Below are 19,051 nucleotides of genomic sequence, written 5' to 3'. Positions count from 1 at the left end.
GTCCGAATAGCTCAGCTGGATAGAGCAATAGCCTTCTAAGCTATCGGTCGGGGGTTCGAATCCCTCTTCGGACGCCATATAAAAGTAATTGAATGCTACCTCCACAGGTAGCATTTTATTTTTCACATATACGTATGATTTAAAAGAATCAAATAAAAAAGGTAATCCAATATTTAGGATTACCTTTTGTTTTAATTTTGATATGCAAGTTGTGGTTTAGTAGAAGTTTTATATTTGACCATTCTTGATAACTTAGCACCGAAGAAAACTAGGCTAGCTACAAATGTGAATCCAAATACATAAACGAATAAGAAGACTATATGTGGTACAACTGGTTCGATCATTGATAAGACTGGAATTTCTGTACCATATTTCGGATTGATGAAGAACATATTAAATACGATATCAGGTTCAATTATATTCCAAACAGTATTCATAGCATAAGCAATACCTGATAGTATTACAAATACTGTCATACCTTTAAAGAATGCTTTATAGTCAAGTTTATATCTAACTAGTAGTGAAATACCTATAGCAGCGATTAAACCGTGATGAACCATTGTTTGAATATTAATACCGATAACATCAACAAACACTGATGATGGGTAAATCATGACTGCGAATCCTGCAAATGTTGCATAGGTTGCAAGATATGCGATTAAGTATTCGTCTAGTTTCTTGTTTTTACTTAAACCAAGAACTAAATATAAATACATCGGAGTTGAACAGAATTGAAATGGGAATGCATACCATTCATATCCTGTACCATCGTAATTGAAGATAACTTGTTTATATATTTCAAATATCACCATAATGATACCTGAGATCAAGATTACTTTTTTAATTTGTTTTTCTGTACCTTTTTTAAAGTACTTAATGAGGAATACAGTTGTTGCAATTAATATGATTAATGATAGCCAATGGAACCAGCTGGTTTCAAACGAAGTATAAGCAACCGGCTTCGTCATTCGGCCGTCTAAAAATTGTATGAATTCTAACATTGTGGGAGTCTCCTTACATCACATGCTAATAATTATAACACCAGCGAAAAATTTCGTGTATAAATTTGAATTATTATGCAAATTTTCAACATTCACTTACATTTATGTAAGAATTTTATATACTTTCACAAAATTAACAATATTTCGAATTTGAAGCATTATCCTTTATAGTTCATATACTACATAGTAAAATATTTGGGATGAGATATACTTCAAAAAGGAAAAGGAAAATAAATTATGTTTAATAATTATCTTATTGACTCCTGGCAAAAAGGTGTCTTATACCTTGTTACCTTAGCTGTCATTGCACTATTATTATTTACAGGCAAAAAGAATGTTAAGTTTAGCTATAGAGTATTAATTGGTATGACTCTAGGTTTAGCAGTTGGTTTAATCTTTGGTGGATTTACAACTGATGTCAATGGATCAGAAACTACGATCGTTGCTACGATTAGACCAATTGGTCAATTATATTTAAAGTTGATTCAAATGGTTGTTATCCCACTTGTCTTAACAGCAGTTATTAAGAGTTTTACATCATTAGACAATCCTGATACACTAAAAAGAATTGGTGTTAAAACATTATTCTGGTTATTAATAACAACAACAATTGGTGCTGCTATTGGTTTTGGTTTTGCAGCAATTGTAAATTTAGGTGCTGATTTTAATTTAGGTGGAACTTATGTTAAAGAAATTACACCGATTGAAACTGTATTCTTAAATTTCTTCCCAAGTAATATCGTTTCAGCTTTAGGTGGTAGTGTTGTCTTACCAGTCATTGCAGTTGGCTTATTCATATCAATTGCTGTGATCGTTGAAAATAAACGTCACCCAGAAAGAACTAAACCATTTGTTGACTTTAATAACTCTTTAAATGCAATCATGACTAGAGTTACTAAGTTTGTTATGAAATTAACGCCTTATGCTGTATTCTCATTTATGGCTTATGCAGTAGGAAGAAGTAATGTTGAAACATTAAAACAATTACTTTTATACATCGGTATTATGTATGGTGCGATGTTATTCCACTTCTTATTTGTTCAAATGCTATTAATTAAAGTTATGGGTATTAATCCAATCACTTGGATTAAAAAATTCTCACCTGCTATGTTTGTTGCATTTACAACTCAATCAAGTTATGGTACTTTACCTGTAACATTAGAATCATTAACAAAACGTGTAGGTGTTTCTGACAAGATTGCTAACTTCGTTGGACCATTAAGTGCGAATGTAGGTATGAATGCATGTGGAGGTATCTTCCCAGCTGTTGTTGCAGTTTTAACAGCGAATGCATATGGTATCCAATTTGGTATCGTTGAATTCATCTTATTATTAGTTATTACAACAATTTCTGCAATTGGTATTGCTGGTGTTCCAGGGATTGCTACAATTGCAGCAGCAGTCGTTTTATCATCATTAGGTTTACCAATTGATGGTATTGCATTAATCGTTGCAGTAGATCCACTTGTTGATATGGGTAGAACTTTAATCAACGTTATCGGTGGCGGTGTTGCATCTACAATTGTTGCAAGACGTGAAAATGAGTTAAACTTTGAAGTTTTAAACAGTAAAGATGCTGTTACATTAAGCGAATAATTAATATAAAACAAATTATAAAAAATTAAGTCTAGATTAGATCTAGACTTTTTATTTGCTATAAAAAAATTAATATTATTTTATTGACAATAGTGTATGTCATACAGTATAATGAAAATTGTCATCACGAAAGGAAGTGTTTTATGGAACAGGTTGTAAATAACTTAGTTGTTGAATTAAGAAGAGGAGTTCAAATTATTGTTGTCTTACAAGTATTAAAAAAACCACAATATGGATACTCTCTACTTTCTTTATTAGAAGAATCAGGAAATACAATTGAAGCCGGAACACTTTACCCACTACTTAGAAGATTAGAATCTCAAGAACTTCTAGAATCTAGTTGGGATACAACAGAAGCTAGACCAAGGAAGTTTTATCAAATTAGTAAAAAAGGGGAACTCGTATTAGACATTCTTATTAAGGAATGGCAGTTAATTAATGATCAAATTAACAAAGTAATTGAGAAGGGGAAGTCACATGAATAAGCAAACTAAAACAAATAAAAATTACATTGAACGTTATGTGTATGATGTAACAAGAAGAATTGAAGTTAATCAAAGGGAAGATATCAAACAAGAACTTACTTCTCAAATTTATGATATGTTATCTGATAATCCAACTGATGATGAAATTCAAGCTGTTTTATTATCACTTGGTACACCACGCGAGATGGCAAGTAAATACCGTTCAAATGAAAAGAACTATTTAATCTCACCTAAATATTATCAAGATTATATTTCAACACTAAAAATTGTTGCTATTATCTTTGGGTCACTGACACTCGTACTAGGTGTTATGTCATTTGAATTTGCTATAAATACAATTGGAATTGAAGAAGCAGCGGATATTTTTGCCGATGAAATTATCACTAATCTAATCCAATCACTTTTATCATCGTTTGCAATAGTAACTATTATCTATTTTATTTTAGAAAGATATGATGTGAAATTAGATAAATACAAAAAGCCATTTGATCTAAATTGTTTACCTGAAATTCCAAAGCATCAATCATTAGAAATTAATCGTTTTGGTCGTATTTTCGCAATGGTATTTAATATTTCCTTTACTGCTTTCTTTGTATATTTATTTTTAAATCATAGCCAATTTATTGGATATTATTCAAAAGAAAATGATGTATATGTATTTACTCAAATCTTTAATGATAATATTAAGTACTTTGTATTACCAATTATCCTGGTATCCGTGTTAGATACAGTTAAGTATGTCTATCAGATTTCAAAAGGTGTTACAACAAGAGCATCAATTATCATGTCAACTGCATTTGATTTAGCAAGTCTACTGTTATTATTAATCATGCTTACTACTAAAAATTTAGTGCATCAAGGATTTTTTGATAAGATGGCAGAAGTATTTGAAACAGATTTAGCTGGTGTAATGGCAGGATATGATATTTTCTTAAAGGTAGCATATGTTTCAATCCTATTTGTTGGAATTATCATTTTAGCTGATGGTTTATATAAATTTTTCAAGTTTAATAAAGTTAGTAAATAATTAACAAGGGAAGCAGTTGCTTCCTTTTTTATTTCAAAAAAATTGGATTTTTTAATTCATAACTAAATCATTAAAACTAAAAGTTATCCCTACAAATATTGATTAAAAACATTAAATGAATTATTTTTAGTATAATTAAAGTATAAAATACTATTTATTAGGGGTAAGTAGGATGAAAATGAAAGACTATAAAGAAATCATCGAGGTTTTGATTTTTCTGGCAGCACTTGTTTTTCCTGCTATCGGGTTACCAGTTACAGATCATGTTAAAGCAATGATTGCAGTTGGAGTCTCGATAGCGTTTATTTTATTTAAGACAGTTGAATTAGTTTATAAGAAATATATTGAAAATCGTTCGATGACTAAAGTTAAGACGATGGGGATGACCAGTCGGTATGTTAAGACAATTAAGAAGTTTTCAGATGCAATAGATAAGAAAATTAGCAAGAGAAAAGATTTTGATGAAGTCGCTAAGCTAAAAGAAATTGAAAAGGATGTTCTATTTAAGTTAAATAATCCAGATAAAGTAACAAACCACAAACTGAAACTACAAGACAAACTTAAAGACATTAACTTAAAATTTAATAATCATGAAATTAAAAAAATAATTCTTGAATCATCAAAAGATAAAGACTATATTTTAGCACATTATATGAGTGATTTTTTGGTTAATCTTGATAGAACACTATTAAATGCTGAGCAATATCAATATCGAATTAAATTTGGTGAATTTATATCAAAATATACTTTAAGTGAAGAAAGCCATCAACGAGCGTTAATTGATTCGATTGGTTGGACGAACCTCATGATTGGTCATCTTGAAAAAGGTGAAAAAGCTATTTTTGCAGGCATAAACCGAGCATTGAACGTAGTAAAAGAAACATCCATTGACAAATTAAAGCATGAATCATACTATAATTTAGCACGTGCTTACCGCCACTTGGGTTCAAATCGATATACCGGTGAAAATTATCCAGAGAAAGCTATGGAATATTTTATTAAGGCAGAAGAGTATTACAATTTGATTAACCCTTCATCTTTAGTTGATAAAAGTAAAACACAAGAGATGGTTGATAAACAAATGTTGGAGATGAAAATAGGGATTGACTACGGTAAAATCATTTCTACATTTCTGCTTTTTAAACAAAGACTTCAGAAGCAAACAATTACCCAAAATGAATTTAGTGAATTTATAAGAATGTATGAGTTATTAAAAGAAATCAAAACTAAAACAGTTAATTTAAGTAATAAACATCGATACGTTAAAGTTGAAATTTTACTATCGAAATTTACCGCTTTATTACATGAACATTATGAACAATTTAGTCTCTTGTTTAAAGACCAAAAATTACCTTTAAAAGATGATTTGATCGAATTATTTAAATCTAGATTAAATGATGCAGAAAAAGTTTTTAAACAAAACATTTATATGGATGAAGCAGTGGAAAATTATCTAGAACAAAAAGTAATTGAAATGAAGTATAATATCATACAAACACTATCAGGAGGTAATTAAGTATGAAAACTGCTGTCGTTACTGGAACAGCTAAGGGTATTGGTCTTGCGATTGTAAAGAAGTTACTAGAAAATAACTTTTATGTCGTATCCATAGATAAAGAACTTTTAAAGTTAAAACATCCAAACCTCATGCATCATCCTGTTGATATAAATCATCATGAACAAGTAGAAATCATTATTAAATCAATGAAAAATATTGATTTATTGATTAATAATGCTGCTATTCAATATGAAAAACCTTTTGCTGAACAAACCATAGAAGAGATTACAAATGTATTAAACACGAACTTAGTTTCACTTATGTTATTAACTAGAAAACTTATACCAAAACTTACAAAAGATTCTCATATCTTAAACATTGGTTCAGTACATTCGTTACGAGTTAGAAAAAATAAGATTCCCTATGATGTAACTAAAGCTGGTTTAGATATGTTTACAAAGAGTCTTGCTTTAGAACTCGCACCAAGAACTAGAGTAAATAGTTTAAATATTGGTGCGGCAAAGACTCCAATGAACAACAATTTTAAAGAAGATGAAAAATTAAAAGAAGCGATTGAACGTGTACCACTTAAACATATCTTAACAGCAGATGAAGTGAGTGAAGTTGTCATGTCATTGGTTTCTGATACATTCAAATATATGACTGGTTCAATTGTTGTTTATGACGGTGGAAGAAGTTTAAAATAATTCATTAAAAAAGGACTAATATTTAGTCCTTTTCTTTTACTATTCTAAAATTGAAACTGCCACACCTAAAGCCTCAGGTCCTGTGTGTATCGCAAGTGCCGGTGTAATATTAGCCATATCAAGATTTCTAACTTTTGGTAGTGCTAATTTAATCAATTTTTTAATTTCATCTAAGTTGAGTTTTGAATCACTATTCATTAATGTGATGTCATAAGATTTAGCATCACCAACGAATTCAACAACTTGATGGATGATGGCATTGACTGCGTGCATATATCCACGTTGTTTTTTAACTGTGTAATAAACACCATCGCTGTTACATGTTATTACTGGTTTAATTTTAAGTAAATCTGCAATTGTTGCAGATACTAAACCGATTCTGCCTCCACGTTTTAGATAAATTAACTTATCAACCGTAAAGTAAACTTTCTTTAGTGTTAAACGTTCATTAATTGTTTGAACAACCTCATCAAAAGATTTACCCTGTTTAATTAATTCTAATGCTTCTAAACTGCTATATCCACTAGCCATTGAGATATTTTTAGTATCAATCAGTTTAATTTCTAAACCTTGATAATCTTCAGCTATTTGTCTTATGATGTTCATAGTACCAGATAATCCTTTTGAAATAGGGATACAAATGACATGTGTGAATCCATCATTTTTAATTTGATCAAAGACTGCTTCAATATCCTTTGGAGAAGGAAGTGAAGTTGTAATCTTTTTATCATCTAGTTGAGATAAAACCTCTTTTAATGAGATTTCTTTTTTATCGATATATTCAACTCCGTCGATAATGATTCTAAGCGGAAGAACATAAAGTGGTGCATTTGATTCAAATGTGTTAATGTCAGACCCTGAGTCTGCTAGTACTGCAATTTTTTGCATGTGAACTCCTTATTGGTTTTTTGATTTTGAGAATAAATATCTCGACAACATGACTGTTGTAAAGGCGATTGACGCCGTTTTTAAAGGTAATAAATCAAGTGAAACAGGATTTGTATAGAAAGTGACATCTGGCGTTCCCTTAAGTTCGCTTGCAGCTGCTTTTAATGACAACTCTAAGAACTTAATAAAAATATTATAAGCATCCACTTTACCTAGTTTATTTCTAAGGTTTGTAATGCCTTTATGGACATCGGTTAAACTGCCGACTTGTTTTAAAACAGTAATTGTTATGATAAATGCGATGTGTGCGTTATAGTACTTTTTCTTTACTGGTGGCAACATAATTTTATGTTTAACATAGTTATTGATCATCGAAGAAGTGATTTCATAATCTTCATGATTCGTGCTAAGAAAGATACTATTTAAATGTTCATTAACATAGGTTAAGACTTGTTCTGAATATAATCCAATGTTTGGTAATTCATCCCAATTAGGAAGTTTTAGATTATCGATTGTTTCAATCCATTTTTGAACTTTTAAATCCATATATAAAATCTCCATCTAGTGTTTAATACTAGGTTATCACGTTTTCAAAACATTATCAAAGTAAATACAACTTTTTTCGGATTATGATGATAACTTTACATAAGATGAATAATATATTTGAAATTATAAAACCTCTACACACTTGAGGAATATCATAGTTTAATAACACTTGTAATCAATTTTGTGCATTTTATATAAAGATTAATGCAGTAAATATTTCTAAATGATATAATCAATGTATCAAAGTTAAGGAGTCTCCTATAAATGAAAAAAATAGTTTTATTACTAACTCTGATTTTAGTAATAACCGGATGCTCAACTAAATTTAGTGATAGTGAATTTCAATCTTACTATTTAGAAGACGAAGAAATCTACGAAGAAGTAACAAGTAGTGGTGCACTTTTTGCGTATAAAACTGAAAAGTTTGCTACTGAGTTTATTCAAGAGTTATATATTTGGGATGCTCAATTAAGAAGTGATATTAAGGATGACTTAACAGTTATTTATGAAGCACTTGATAATAAACCAATTATTATTTCAATTGAATTTAATAAAGTCACTCTCAGTATTGAAGGTAAGGTAGTTAATATGACTTACTCTTCAGAAGAATCAGCTAAAATTATTGATATGATGTTTCCTAGAAAATTTAATGTTGAACAAACCTCATTTAAATTAGAATTAGCATTTTTAATTGGTAGACTTGAAACAACCAAAGAGTTTGGTGTAACTGAACTTGTCGTCATCGAAACTAAAACAGTTGTTACAATGCCAACATCAAATCTAGAAACAGAAGTATTTTATTTTGTTAACGAAGTCTAAATAAAGAAGAAAATCAGAAATGAAACTTGTAAAATTAAATGAATCATATAAAGAACAACTCAATGAATTAATGGATGAGTGGTCAAAAGAAACAAATATAACACCATGGGCTGTCAGAAGAATCGATTATAAAAGTGATTTTGATTTATATTTAGAAAGCCTTGAAAATGGCTTCAAGCCAATAAATGAATCCACTTTTTTTCTGCTAGATGAAAGTGAAAATCGATTTATTGGTGCGGTTAATATTAGACACGAATTAAATGAATTGTTATTACTAAAAACTGGTCATATCGGATATGGTTTAAGACCTTCATCACGTGGTAAAGGTTATGCTAAAGAAATGCTTAAATTAGCACTACAAGAATGTTTTAAACTTGGAATTTATAAAGTATTAGTGGTTTGTGATAAAGACAATTTACCTTCTAAACATACTATTTTAAGTTGTGGTGGTATCTTAGAAAATGAAATTGAATATCAAGGACACCACATGCTTCGTTATTGGATTACTGTATAAGTCATGACATCATGACTTTTTCTTTATCATAGGTGAGTAGAAATTAATATGAATTTAGTGAATATTTTAAAACTTAATCATATATCTGAATTTAGAGATTGGTTAAAGGAGCATAGCCAACAAGAAAAAGAATGCTGGTTATCATTATCAAGAAAGACAAACTCTAAAGAGATTTACTACATCGATGCAGTCTATGAAGCAATCTCTTTTGGATGGATAGATTCAACGTTGAAAAATATCGATGGTATTTCATATCAACGCTTTTCTCCACGTGCTAAAAGAAGTCCTTGGACAGAACTTAATAAAGAACGCGCGAGATTTTTAATTAGAAATAATTTAATGACAGAAGCAGGATTTAAAACATTACCAAATTTAGATGAAGCATTTGAAATCAATGATATCATCATAGATAGAATCAAAGAAGATTTAGAGGTATATAAAAACTTTAAACAGTTTCCAGAACTTTACATTAAAGTTAGAGTTGATAATATTCAAAGAATGGAAAAATATCCAGATGTTTTTCATTCAAGACTAGAAAAATTTATTGAAAACACCAAAAAAGGGATTATGTTTGGTGAATGGAATGATAAAGGAAAATTATTATAAAGAAAGCCACCTATCATATCAAAAGTGGCTTATTTGTTAATGTTTCCAAGTAAATATTTCAAAATGATGTCCATCTAAATCTTTGAAGACTCTAAGATACATAAATCCATAATCAACTGGATCTTCTGTTTTACCACCAAGTTCAATAACTTTTTTAATTAAACGTTCAACTTCATCCACACCAGTGACCTCAAAAGCGAACAGTGCTTCACGAGCTTGAGTGCTATCAACAAGCTTTGTTTGTGAAAAACCATTGAACTTTGATTCAGTTAAAACCATTAAGGATATATTTTCAGCTACTTTAAAACAACTTCCTGACTTATCACTGAAATCAGGCATCAATTTTAACCCTAATTCAGTAAAAAAATGGTTAGACTTTTCTAAATTTCTGACTGCAATATTAATGAATACACTGTTTGCTTTCATAAAAATCCCCTTTTATTTTGATAGCGCTATTTTATTCCTGAGTATATTAAATTTGATTTAATTTGCTTCGATAATCATTTAAAAATATCAAAATAGTGATATACTCTAAATATATTTAGAGGTAATAAAAATGGTTTATGAAAAACTAAAAGAAGCCTTTGACATTGTAGGTGTCATTGATGCAGATCGATATTTAAAACGTAAGTTTGATCATAATTTAGTTGGATATGAATCCATTTTTGTTGTTGGTTTAGGTTATCCTAATGTATATCTTAAACAAGAAAAAGATAAGTTTACTGCGTCTATGTATACTTATGGCTATGATTATCATGATGTAATGAAGACATTAATGCATGAGACATTAAAGAGTTTAAACATTGAATATAAAGCATTGGTAGATAATCATACGATTGATGAAAGACGTTGTTTAGAAATGACAGGTCTTGCCTTTCGTGGGAAGAATAATTTAATGATTAATAAAGACTTAGGTAGTTATTTCTTTATTGGATTAGTTCTAACAAAACATAAATATCCAGAGGTCATTGAAGAGAATAAACTATCATGTGGTGAATGCACATTATGCATTAAATCTTGCCCGGTAAATGCTTTAGATAACGGTTTTGACTGGGATAAGTGTATGAGTGGTTATAACCAGGAAAAGCGAGCTTTAACCGATTATGAAATTGATAAGAACTTATATTTATTAGGATGTGACATCTGCCAAAGAGTGTGTCCATTTAATAAAGGTGTAAATTCTGATCGTATTGAAGACTTTAGAGCTAAACCGACCGCATATGTTTTAATCCAGGATTTATTTGAACTAACTCATAAAGAGTTCATGGAAAAATACGGAAAACATGCATTCACTTGGCGTGGTAAAACGATACTCTTAAGAAATGCACTGACCTTATTACTTCGTCAAAAGAATCCAAAATATAATGATGAAATCAGAAAAACTTTAGATGATTCTAAATACCCATCATGGTATAAAGAAAATGCTAAAACAATTTTAGAAAAATTAGAAAAATTTGAAATTACTTAAGAAAACTATCTTTTAAGGATAGTTTTTTTATTATAAAATTGAAAAAACTAAAAAAAGATTAAACTATAGGATGAATTAGTTAATTAATGCATATAAATGATTAAAAAAGTAATATGCAGTATAATTAAGGTACTAAAAGAAAGATATATTTATATCTTTAAAGGAGTTAATGATGATGACTATTGAAGTATGGAGCGACTTTGTCTGTCCTTTTTGTTATATTGGTAAAAGAAAGTTAGAAAAAGCATTAGGTAATTTTGATCGTAAAAACGAAGTTAAAGTTATTTTTAAATCATTTGAACTAAATCCAGATGCACCAAAAGAAAATGACAAAATAGGATATGAAGCATTTGCAGCATTAAAAGGTGTTTCATTAGAAGAAGCAAAGAAGATGAATGACTATGTTACACAAATGGCCTCATCATATGACTTACATTATCAAATGGATAAAGCAGCTTTAACGTCAACGTTTGATGCACATCGCTTAGCTAAATGGGCAAGAACCAAAAATAAAGAAAAAGCCTTAACTGAAGTAATGATGGATGGCTATTTTACAAAAGGTAAAAACTTAGCGGATTATCATACACTTGCTTTATGTGCTGAAGCAGTAGGATTAGATAAAAATGAAGCATTAGAAGTGTTGAATAATAATTTATTTATGAGTGAGGTTCAAGAAGAAATTGTTGAAGCCAATCGCTTTGGTATTCGTGGCGTTCCTTTCTTTGTTTTTAATCGAAAATATGCAATCAGTGGTGCTCAACCAGATAGTCAATTTATGTTAGCTCTACAAAAACTAGCTGAGGAAACACCTCAATTTGAATCCCTTGATACAGAAGAAGAGATGTTATGTGGTCCTGATGGTTGTGCAATTTAAATTGCACAATTTTTTCTTTGATGATTTGTATAATAGATATTTAAAGGTATAATGAATTATAGAAACATAACGAAATGATAAGAGGAACTTCATATGAAAAAAATATTTTCACTCGTATTATTTAGCATTTTACTCTTTTTAACTGGATGCCAATCAGGGGATAATAGTTATACATATTTCATCGGATATGATAACTATGAAGATTTTATTGAAGTAAAAGTTTCAGAATTCTCTGATGTTGTGAGAGTGAAAATGGAAGCTAACCCTAATTTAAAATTAGATGATGTCACTTTGAAGGTAGACTTAAACTTACAATCTCCATTTTTTGGATCAACGGTTAAAGAAAGAATTGAATTAAAAGCGAGCGATACAAGACAAGTAATGTTTGATTATGAAAAAACATTATATCAATATATAAATTTTGATATCGTATCAATTCATGGGTTAGTAAGTACAAATGATGATATAGATCCAGAATTAACGCTTAAACAAGCACCGTTAAAAGAGATTTATAAAAAAGTAAAAGATTATCAAAATAGTGATACTTTTTATGCTAAATCTTCAATGAAAATAGATGATATTGAAGAAGAAGTGGAAGTTATCGCTCAAAAATCACCATTTTATTTTGCGACTACTACAAGTACTTTAGGTACCATCATTGAAGTTAAAAATAATCTTTATTATGAATATGAACTAAATTCGATTCCTTATGGTTTTGGCTCAATTGATACGATACAACATCTAGACGTATATTCAGAGTTAGAAGAAGCATTATACATCGATAATGCTATGTTTTCACTTGAAGGATTTGGTGGAAATTGGGATTATCAAAAAGAAGGTTCAAAGTATATTATTTCAGTTAAAGCAGTTGATGTGTTGAGTGCAATTATTGATGATCCATCCATGGTCGCATATTTAGAAGCTATATTAGGCGATTTGACATATCACATGACATTGAATTTTGATCAAAATATTAAACTTAACTTAGCATTTGATAATGAAATGATTGATTTAGACTTAAGTTTTGAATTTAGTAATGAAGCAAAAAAAGTAAATACCAACAATCTAAATATCGTTGGTCCAACAGCAATGGATTATGAAACTAGAATTTTATATTTAGATCTTGTTAATACTGAAGTTGTTGTTCCTAATTATGGTGCTATACATTATCAAATTTCTGGGAAATTATTAGGCACTTATGAAATAACTTACCCAGAATCCTTAGATATCATATTTGTGAATAATAGTAGATATTTTAATGCTTTAGATATTATCCCAGGAGATGAGTTGGGTACACTTAAAGCAACCTTTAATCTCACTGAAGATGCTATTTATTTTATTCATGTATCAGCAAATCAAGCACCTATCATAGCCAATATAACAATTACAAAAAAATAAACATTTGATTAAGTAAAAATGTAAAAGTACCTAAGAAACCATCTTAGGTACTTTTCATTAGTGATATAATATGAATAAAATACATTTTGGGAGATAAGTATTTATAAATGAAAAAAATATTATGCTTATTAGTGGTTTCATTTTTAATGACGGGACTAGTTGCATGTACAAAAAATGGTGATCATGAGGAAGCAGATGATTCCATCATCACTGGTTTTGTTTATCATTTAAGCCATGATAATTATAAAGAGTTTGTTAGCGTAGATGCGAAAAGTTTAACGACTTTTGTTTCAGTTTCAATTACTTCAAAAGAATCTTTTTTAATGGAAAATGTTGTAGCTAAAGTTAGTTTAGAACTTAAAAACACAGTTTCAAAAACTACCGAATATAAAGATGTATTTTTAAATGTGAAAAAACAAAAGACAGCTAATTTGCTTTATTCTGAAATGGCAAATTTTGAATTCGTTGGCTTTAAAGTGGTCACAATTTCTGGCATAGTGTCAAATAGTGCGAATGTAAAACCGATTATTTATGAAAATCAATCAAACTTTAGATCATTTTATAAAGATTATAAATCTTTCAAGTTTGAGAATCATCTATATGTAAAAAGTACAATTAATATCAATAATCAAATAACGAATACAGAAACAATGCTACAAAAAAGTCCGTTCTATTTTGCAAAACTATCCAATGGAATTGGTGAGGTTATTGAAAATACCTCAAACAACTATAAATTTTATCAAATTGATCAATTAATTATAGAATCCAAAATATATGAAACATATCAACATATTGATACTAAAGAAACTATCAATGAAGATGTGTATATAAATAACACAATGTTTTCATTTGAATCTTTTGGAGCAAGTTGGGATTATGAGATTGATGGTTTATCATATACAACATATTTAACCGCAGCAGACATATTTAAGTATTTCTTTGACGATAATATTGATTTAAAGAATGAATTATTCTTATTTTTATTTGATGAAGATTTATACCCGGTAAAAGTGAGTTTCAATTCTGGTATAAGTTTTCTTCTTGAAATGGAAAAATCAGGCATGATTTTTGATGTTTCACATGAATTTAGTGATCAAAATAAAAAAGTAAGTACACAAGACTTATTAGAATTTGGAGCTAAAAACCAAGAATCCTTAGGTCGTATGTTAGAAGTTGGTAAACTAAATGCGGACATCTTTGTCCAAAGAACGAGTGATCTATATTACCGTGTTAAATTAGAACCTGGAACATATGAAATAAGTTATCCATCGCACATTTCATTTAAACTATTAAGTCAATCAACAACAATAAATCCGACTTCAAAAATTACAGTTGGTAATTTAATTACAGAAACACTTCTGGTAACGCAAAATGAAGTACATTATTTAAAACTAAGAGCAAATGCCGAAACTAATCTTATAACAATTACTATTAATAAAAAGTAAATGTCTTATAATATATTTGATACAGTATCATTAATCTCATATGATCGATTAATTACTAAAGAGGAAAAATATGAAAATATTTGAATTATCACATATAACGTTAAACTTAAAAGTTAACTCTAAGGAAGAACTATTTGGCTATATTTCAAAGAGGTTATATGAATTAAATAAAATTACAGATGAAGCTGATTTTAAAAAAGCATTATTTAAAAGAGAAAAAGAAATTACAACTGGTATGGGTGAAGGGGTAGCAATCCCTCATACCAAAGATATTTCTGTCATCTTCCCAACACTTTTATACATTAGACTTGAGGATGCTATTGAATATGAATCACTAGACCAAGAACCTGTAAAAGAAGTGTTTGTCATCGCAATGCCTAACTCATACTTAAAAGAACATTTAGTTTTATTAAGTAAGATTGCAGATATGCTATTAAAAGAAAAAGAAACACTATTAAATTTAAAGACTGAAGATGAAATCTTTACACTTATAAGCAAATATGCAAAATAACTAAAAAAGGGATGACCAATCCCTTTTTATTATCTTTTGACATTTTCTAATCATTAGATTAAACTAAAGAAGAGGTACATATGCGAGTAGATTTTTGGTTTGATTTTAATAGTGAATCTTTTGAAATGTTAAATCGTTTCAATGAGGTCTACAACAATTTTAATAAACACGAGTTAATCTCTGTTTTTTATCGTTCTAATCCGACTAATTTAAACCAAACTAGACTTCACGAAATTTATCATTTTGGTCGAAAAAAGTCATTACCAAATACATTTTTCTATGATTTATTAAAACAATCTACCGAATATCTTGATGCCTCTGTAATGATTTTTGAATTGGCTAAAAAGTATAAGTTTAATCAACAAGAATTAGTTGATGCGTTAAATAATAAAACATATCAAAAGATAGTTTTTAATCAAAAAGAACATGCATACTTGAATAAAATTCAAGAAACTCCAACACTTACCTTATCACATGGATTTAGGGTAGCTGGCCTTAATTCAAATGATGTGATTAAAGATGCGATGATTAAGATGTATGAAGCTGAACTTGGAATTGAATATTGCGAAGGCGAAAATTGTGAAAGATGATGTGATATGCATCTTTTTTTGTATTATTTACATAATACGTTTCTTTTGTGGTATACTTAACAAGGTTAAAAAACAAATATTTAGTAAAAAGGATTATTATGTCGATTTTATTTTCAGATTTTCAAATTAAAGAGTCAACAAAAGAAGCATTAGCTGCTTTAGGATTTGAGACTCCAACACCTATTCAAGAACAAGCAATTCCTGTGATGTTAGAAGGCAAAGATATCATTGGTCAAGCTCAAACTGGAACTGGTAAAACCTTTGCGTATGCGATTCCAATGGTTGAACGCATTGACACAAAGGTAAGAGCAATTCAAGGATTAATTCTAACACCAACAAGAGAATTAAGTATTCAAGTTTATAAAGAATTTTTAAAATTAGTTAAATTCTATCCAAGATTAAAAGTCGCTACCATCGTTGGTGGTGAATCATACGAAAAACAATTTAAGTCACTTCGTGAAAATCCACATATCATTGTTGGTACACCTGGTCGTGTTATTGATCATATCAATAGAGGTACAATTAATTTTTCTAATTTAACAATTCTAACATTAGATGAAGCAGATGAAATGTTAAAGATGGGTTTCCAAGAAGACTTAGAAACAATTCTAAAGACAACACCAGAAACTCGCCAAACAGTTTTATTCTCAGCAACAATTCCTCCATTCGTGAAGAAGATTGCTAAAGTTTATCAAAAGAATCCTGCATCAATCAAAATTGAAGCGGATACTTTAACAGTTGATAACATCGAACAATTAAGTTTCTTAGTTAAAGATGAAGATAAGACAAGATTATTAAAACGTGTGCTTGATTTTGAAAATCCAAAATCAGCGATTATCTTTGCTAATACAAAGGCTGATGTTGATCGAATCTCACTTGCACTTCAAGAAGAAAGATATAATGCGGATAGCCTACATGGTGATTTAAAACAATCTCAAAGAAACTATGTTATGACACGTTTTAGAAACAAACAATTAACTGTTTTAATTGCTACAGACGTTGCTGCTCGTGGTTTAGATGTGAGCGATGTAGAACTCGTTATTAACTATGATTTACCTCAACAAGATGAAGTATATGTACATAGAATCGGTCGTACTGGTCGTGCAGGTAAAAAAGGTAAAGCATATACATTCGTTAAACCTTCTAAACAAAGAAGTTTAAAAGAATTAGAAATCTTTACTGGTAAAGAAATCAAACGTTTACCAATTCCTGATGAAGATTCAATTTATCTTGAACGTTTAAAAGATTTCAAACATAATTTAAAGATTGCAGTTAAGAAAGAAGTTCCAAATCATTTAGCTTTATTAACAGATATTGCAGGTGATGAAGAATCCTTAAAACAACTTGTCAACCATTTACTTGATGCTTCAATGCCTAAGATGAAAACTTATGAAGGTATTGAAATTATTCAACCTAAAGGTGAACGTGTAAGACGTGAAGATCGATTTGGTGCTGGAGCTTCAAAAACTGGTGCTTCATCAAGACCTGGTTATGAAACATTCATGATTACGCTAGGCAGAAAAGATGGTTTAAACCCTCAAGGTTTATTTAAAGTCTTAGAAAAAGAATTTGGTATTTTCTCAAAGAATATTGGTGATATCAAGCACTTAAATAATGAAACAATCTTTGACTTAAAAACCGATGCAGTTGGTAGATTAAAAACTAATAAACCATTCAAACATAATGGTAAACCAGTTAAAGTTTCAAAATATACTAAAAGATAATTTAAAGCGAGGCTAATAGTCTCGCTTTTTGTTATAATGAAATCATTCAAGAGTGGTGAAATTTATGGGGAAAGTTGTCATATATTTAGCATTAACATTAGATGGATATATTGCAGATTTAAATGAAGGTTATGCCTTTTTAGAACCATATAGTGATCCGGATGTTTATGACTTTGATAAGTTCATGGCACGCATCGGTGGTATTATCATGGGTAGAGTTTCATACCAACAATTAATGAGCCAAACAGATGTATGGCCATATAAAGACTATATTACATATGTTTACACCAGAAATAAGACATTAAATGATCCGAATGTTACATTTACTCAAGAAGATCCAAGATTAGTGATTCAAGAAATTAAAGCTAAAACGAATAAAGATATTTGGTTATTTGGTGGTGGTGAAGTCATTGATCAATTTATAAAATTGAATTTAGTTGATGAATATATTTTAAATTATGTACCAGAGGTTTTAAGTGAAGGTATCCCTTTATTTCGAAGAGAGATCTTAAAAAAATTAGAAATTGTTTCACATAAAACATATGGTCAAATACTAGAAGTCATTCTAAAACCAAAAAAATAGCCACTCAATAGAGTGGCTTTTTACTTACCTTAGTTCAAATTTAATTTGGAAATTTATCATTTTTCCAGCAACAGCAAGATATTGTACATGATCTTCTGGTTCATTCAATCTGATTTCAACGATGACCTCAACTTTATTTTCTTCGATCAGTTTGTTTCCATTAAGGACAGTAAATTCTAATAAATGATTATAAGTGTCTACCTCACCAATGGTGATATTTATAATCTCAGTACACAAGTGATATGTTCCATCATTAAAAAGTTCAACATCGATATAGTATGTTAAAGTGATTACATCAGTTTGTCCTTTAAAAATAGCTCTACCTTTTGGCACGAGTTTTTCCTTACCAAAATCTATGGAACTCACATCAAGTGTAATTGATTGTTGTTCGGTTGATAATTTATTTCCTGGAATTCTTGATTGAGTTGATTTGTCTATATTGAATGCGAATAGAAGTGTTCCTATCGTTAAAGTCAAATAGACTACAAAATTAGTGAATTTTTTCATGTGTGACCCCTGAATTTAAGGGCACAAAAACAGATTAGACTTTTTATAAAAGAAAAAAGACTATTTGAAGTTGCAACTGGCTGCCATTCTGTTTTTTATGTTTAGGCCCTATAGCTTTGCGTCCTTAAGTTTCCCTAAGTTTGCCGATTTATCAAAAGATTTTAGTCTTTTGGTTATCAATAGATTTGTATTTCTACAACTTGATTATAACATGTATTTTAATAAAAATTATAGAGTTTAAACTGAATATCATTATTGTGGGAA

Annotated in this window: 21 protein-coding genes, 1 tRNA gene and 1 riboswitch; of the genes, 17 read left to right on the top strand and 5 right to left on the bottom strand. The window is 29.4% G+C overall.

What is annotated here, in order from left to right:
• Nucleotides 1–77 (top strand) — tRNA-Arg (locus tag PG914_RS00935).
• 114 nt (nt 78–191) lie between these two features.
• On the opposite strand, the gene PG914_RS00930 is transcribed toward PG914_RS00935, so the two are convergent.
• Nucleotides 192–1,001 (bottom strand): YwaF family protein, encoded by an 810-nt coding sequence (locus tag PG914_RS00930; RefSeq protein WP_488821805.1) that lies wholly within the window; start codon nt 999–1,001, stop codon nt 192–194.
• A gap of 237 nt (nt 1,002–1,238) precedes the next feature.
• Between PG914_RS00930 and PG914_RS00925 the strand changes: the two genes are divergently transcribed.
• The 5 genes from PG914_RS00925 to PG914_RS00905 all read left to right on the top strand — a co-directional run bounded on the left by PG914_RS00925 (nt 1,239) and on the right by PG914_RS00905 (nt 6,314).
• Complete coding sequence (locus tag PG914_RS00925; RefSeq protein ID WP_488821804.1) at nt 1,239–2,597, top strand: dicarboxylate/amino acid:cation symporter; 1,359 nt, start codon at nt 1,239–1,241, stop codon at nt 2,595–2,597.
• Nucleotides 2,598–2,740: 143 nt separating this feature from the next.
• A complete protein-coding gene (locus PG914_RS00920) occupies nt 2,741–3,082 on the top strand; it encodes a PadR family transcriptional regulator (RefSeq protein ID WP_488821803.1) in 342 nt (113 codons plus the stop codon).
• Nucleotides 3,075–4,109, top strand: a complete 1,035-nt coding sequence (locus tag PG914_RS00915) for a hypothetical protein (RefSeq protein WP_488821802.1) — start codon at nt 3,075–3,077, stop codon at nt 4,107–4,109. The genes PG914_RS00920 and PG914_RS00915 overlap by 8 nt, the downstream gene beginning before the upstream one ends.
• 178 nt (nt 4,110–4,287) lie before the next feature.
• A complete protein-coding gene (locus PG914_RS00910; RefSeq protein ID WP_488821801.1) occupies nt 4,288–5,625 on the top strand; it encodes a hypothetical protein in 1,338 nt (445 codons plus the stop codon).
• A 2-nt stretch (nt 5,626–5,627) separates the two neighbouring features.
• Nucleotides 5,628–6,314, top strand: a complete 687-nt coding sequence (locus PG914_RS00905; RefSeq protein ID WP_488821799.1) for an SDR family NAD(P)-dependent oxidoreductase — start codon at nt 5,628–5,630, stop codon at nt 6,312–6,314.
• Nucleotides 6,315–6,353: 39 nt separating this feature from the next.
• Here the strand turns inward: PG914_RS00905 and PG914_RS00900 are convergent, their stop codons facing one another.
• Both PG914_RS00900 and PG914_RS00895 read right to left on the bottom strand, forming a co-directional pair.
• The gene (locus PG914_RS00900; protein WP_488821798.1) at nt 6,354–7,202 is read right to left on the bottom strand and encodes a DegV family protein; all 849 of its coding nucleotides are present in this window, start codon (nt 7,200–7,202) and stop codon (nt 6,354–6,356) included.
• 9 nt (nt 7,203–7,211) lie between these two features.
• Complete coding sequence (locus tag PG914_RS00895; protein ID WP_488821797.1) at nt 7,212–7,748, bottom strand: DUF1836 domain-containing protein; 537 nt, start codon at nt 7,746–7,748, stop codon at nt 7,212–7,214.
• A gap of 264 nt (nt 7,749–8,012) precedes the next feature.
• Between PG914_RS00895 and PG914_RS00890 the strand changes: the two genes are divergently transcribed.
• From PG914_RS00890 to PG914_RS00880, 3 genes are read left to right on the top strand one after another with little or no spacing between them, the layout of a single operon-like run.
• Nucleotides 8,013–8,567, top strand: a complete 555-nt coding sequence (locus PG914_RS00890; RefSeq protein WP_488821796.1) for a lipoprotein — start codon at nt 8,013–8,015, stop codon at nt 8,565–8,567.
• A 19-nt stretch (nt 8,568–8,586) separates the two neighbouring features.
• A complete protein-coding gene (locus PG914_RS00885) occupies nt 8,587–9,081 on the top strand; it encodes a GNAT family N-acetyltransferase (protein ID WP_488821795.1) in 495 nt (164 codons plus the stop codon).
• Nucleotides 9,082–9,129: 48 nt separating this feature from the next.
• A complete protein-coding gene (locus PG914_RS00880; RefSeq protein WP_488821794.1) occupies nt 9,130–9,687 on the top strand; it encodes a YdeI/OmpD-associated family protein in 558 nt (185 codons plus the stop codon).
• A gap of 36 nt (nt 9,688–9,723) precedes the next feature.
• Here PG914_RS00880 and PG914_RS00875 read toward each other — a convergent pair whose 3' ends face one another.
• A complete protein-coding gene (locus PG914_RS00875; RefSeq protein ID WP_488821793.1) occupies nt 9,724–10,113 on the bottom strand; it encodes a VOC family protein in 390 nt (129 codons plus the stop codon).
• 130 nt (nt 10,114–10,243) lie between these two features.
• Here PG914_RS00875 and PG914_RS00870 point away from each other — a divergent pair, with 130 nt between their 5' ends.
• The 8 genes from PG914_RS00870 (at nt 10,244) to PG914_RS00835 (ending at nt 18,280) form a co-directional block, all read left to right on the top strand.
• Nucleotides 10,244–11,155, top strand: coding sequence for an epoxyqueuosine reductase (locus PG914_RS00870; protein WP_488821792.1), 912 nt, complete (start codon nt 10,244–10,246; stop codon nt 11,153–11,155).
• 175 nt (nt 11,156–11,330) lie between these two features.
• Nucleotides 11,331–12,029 carry a DsbA family oxidoreductase gene (locus tag PG914_RS00865; RefSeq protein ID WP_488821791.1) on the top strand — a complete coding sequence of 233 codons (699 nt, stop codon included), beginning with the start codon at nt 11,331–11,333 and terminating at the stop codon, nt 12,027–12,029.
• Nucleotides 12,030–12,122: 93 nt separating this feature from the next.
• Entirely contained in the window at nt 12,123–13,427 is a 1,305-nt protein-coding gene (locus PG914_RS00860) for a hypothetical protein (RefSeq protein WP_488821790.1), read from the top strand.
• A 107-nt stretch (nt 13,428–13,534) separates the two neighbouring features.
• Nucleotides 13,535–14,872: a hypothetical protein gene (locus tag PG914_RS00855; RefSeq protein ID WP_488821789.1), complete on the top strand. Its 1,338-nt coding sequence runs from the start codon at nt 13,535–13,537 to the stop codon at nt 14,870–14,872.
• A 70-nt stretch (nt 14,873–14,942) separates the two neighbouring features.
• A complete protein-coding gene (locus tag PG914_RS00850) occupies nt 14,943–15,383 on the top strand; it encodes a PTS sugar transporter subunit IIA (protein ID WP_488821788.1) in 441 nt (146 codons plus the stop codon).
• An 80-nt stretch (nt 15,384–15,463) separates the two neighbouring features.
• The gene (locus PG914_RS00845; RefSeq protein WP_488821787.1) at nt 15,464–15,973 is read left to right on the top strand and encodes a hypothetical protein; all 510 of its coding nucleotides are present in this window, start codon (nt 15,464–15,466) and stop codon (nt 15,971–15,973) included.
• 98 nt (nt 15,974–16,071) lie between these two features.
• On the top strand, nt 16,072–17,697 hold the full coding sequence (locus PG914_RS00840) for a DEAD/DEAH box helicase (protein ID WP_488821786.1): 1,626 nt from the start codon (nt 16,072–16,074) through the stop codon (nt 17,695–17,697).
• Nucleotides 17,698–17,761: 64 nt separating this feature from the next.
• Entirely contained in the window at nt 17,762–18,280 is a 519-nt protein-coding gene (locus PG914_RS00835) for a dihydrofolate reductase family protein (RefSeq protein ID WP_488821785.1), read from the top strand.
• A 24-nt stretch (nt 18,281–18,304) separates the two neighbouring features.
• On the opposite strand, the gene PG914_RS00830 is transcribed toward PG914_RS00835, so the two are convergent.
• Nucleotides 18,305–18,787, bottom strand: a complete 483-nt coding sequence (locus PG914_RS00830; RefSeq protein WP_488821784.1) for a hypothetical protein — start codon at nt 18,785–18,787, stop codon at nt 18,305–18,307.
• Between the two features lie 68 nt (nt 18,788–18,855).
• Nucleotides 18,856–18,942: riboswitch (cyclic di-GMP riboswitch) on the bottom strand.
• Between the last annotated feature and the right edge of the window lie 109 nt (nt 18,943–19,051).

The organism is Acholeplasma sp. ORD1043 (assembly GCF_057808485.1).
This window is presented reverse-complemented; position numbering and strand designations above follow the sequence as displayed.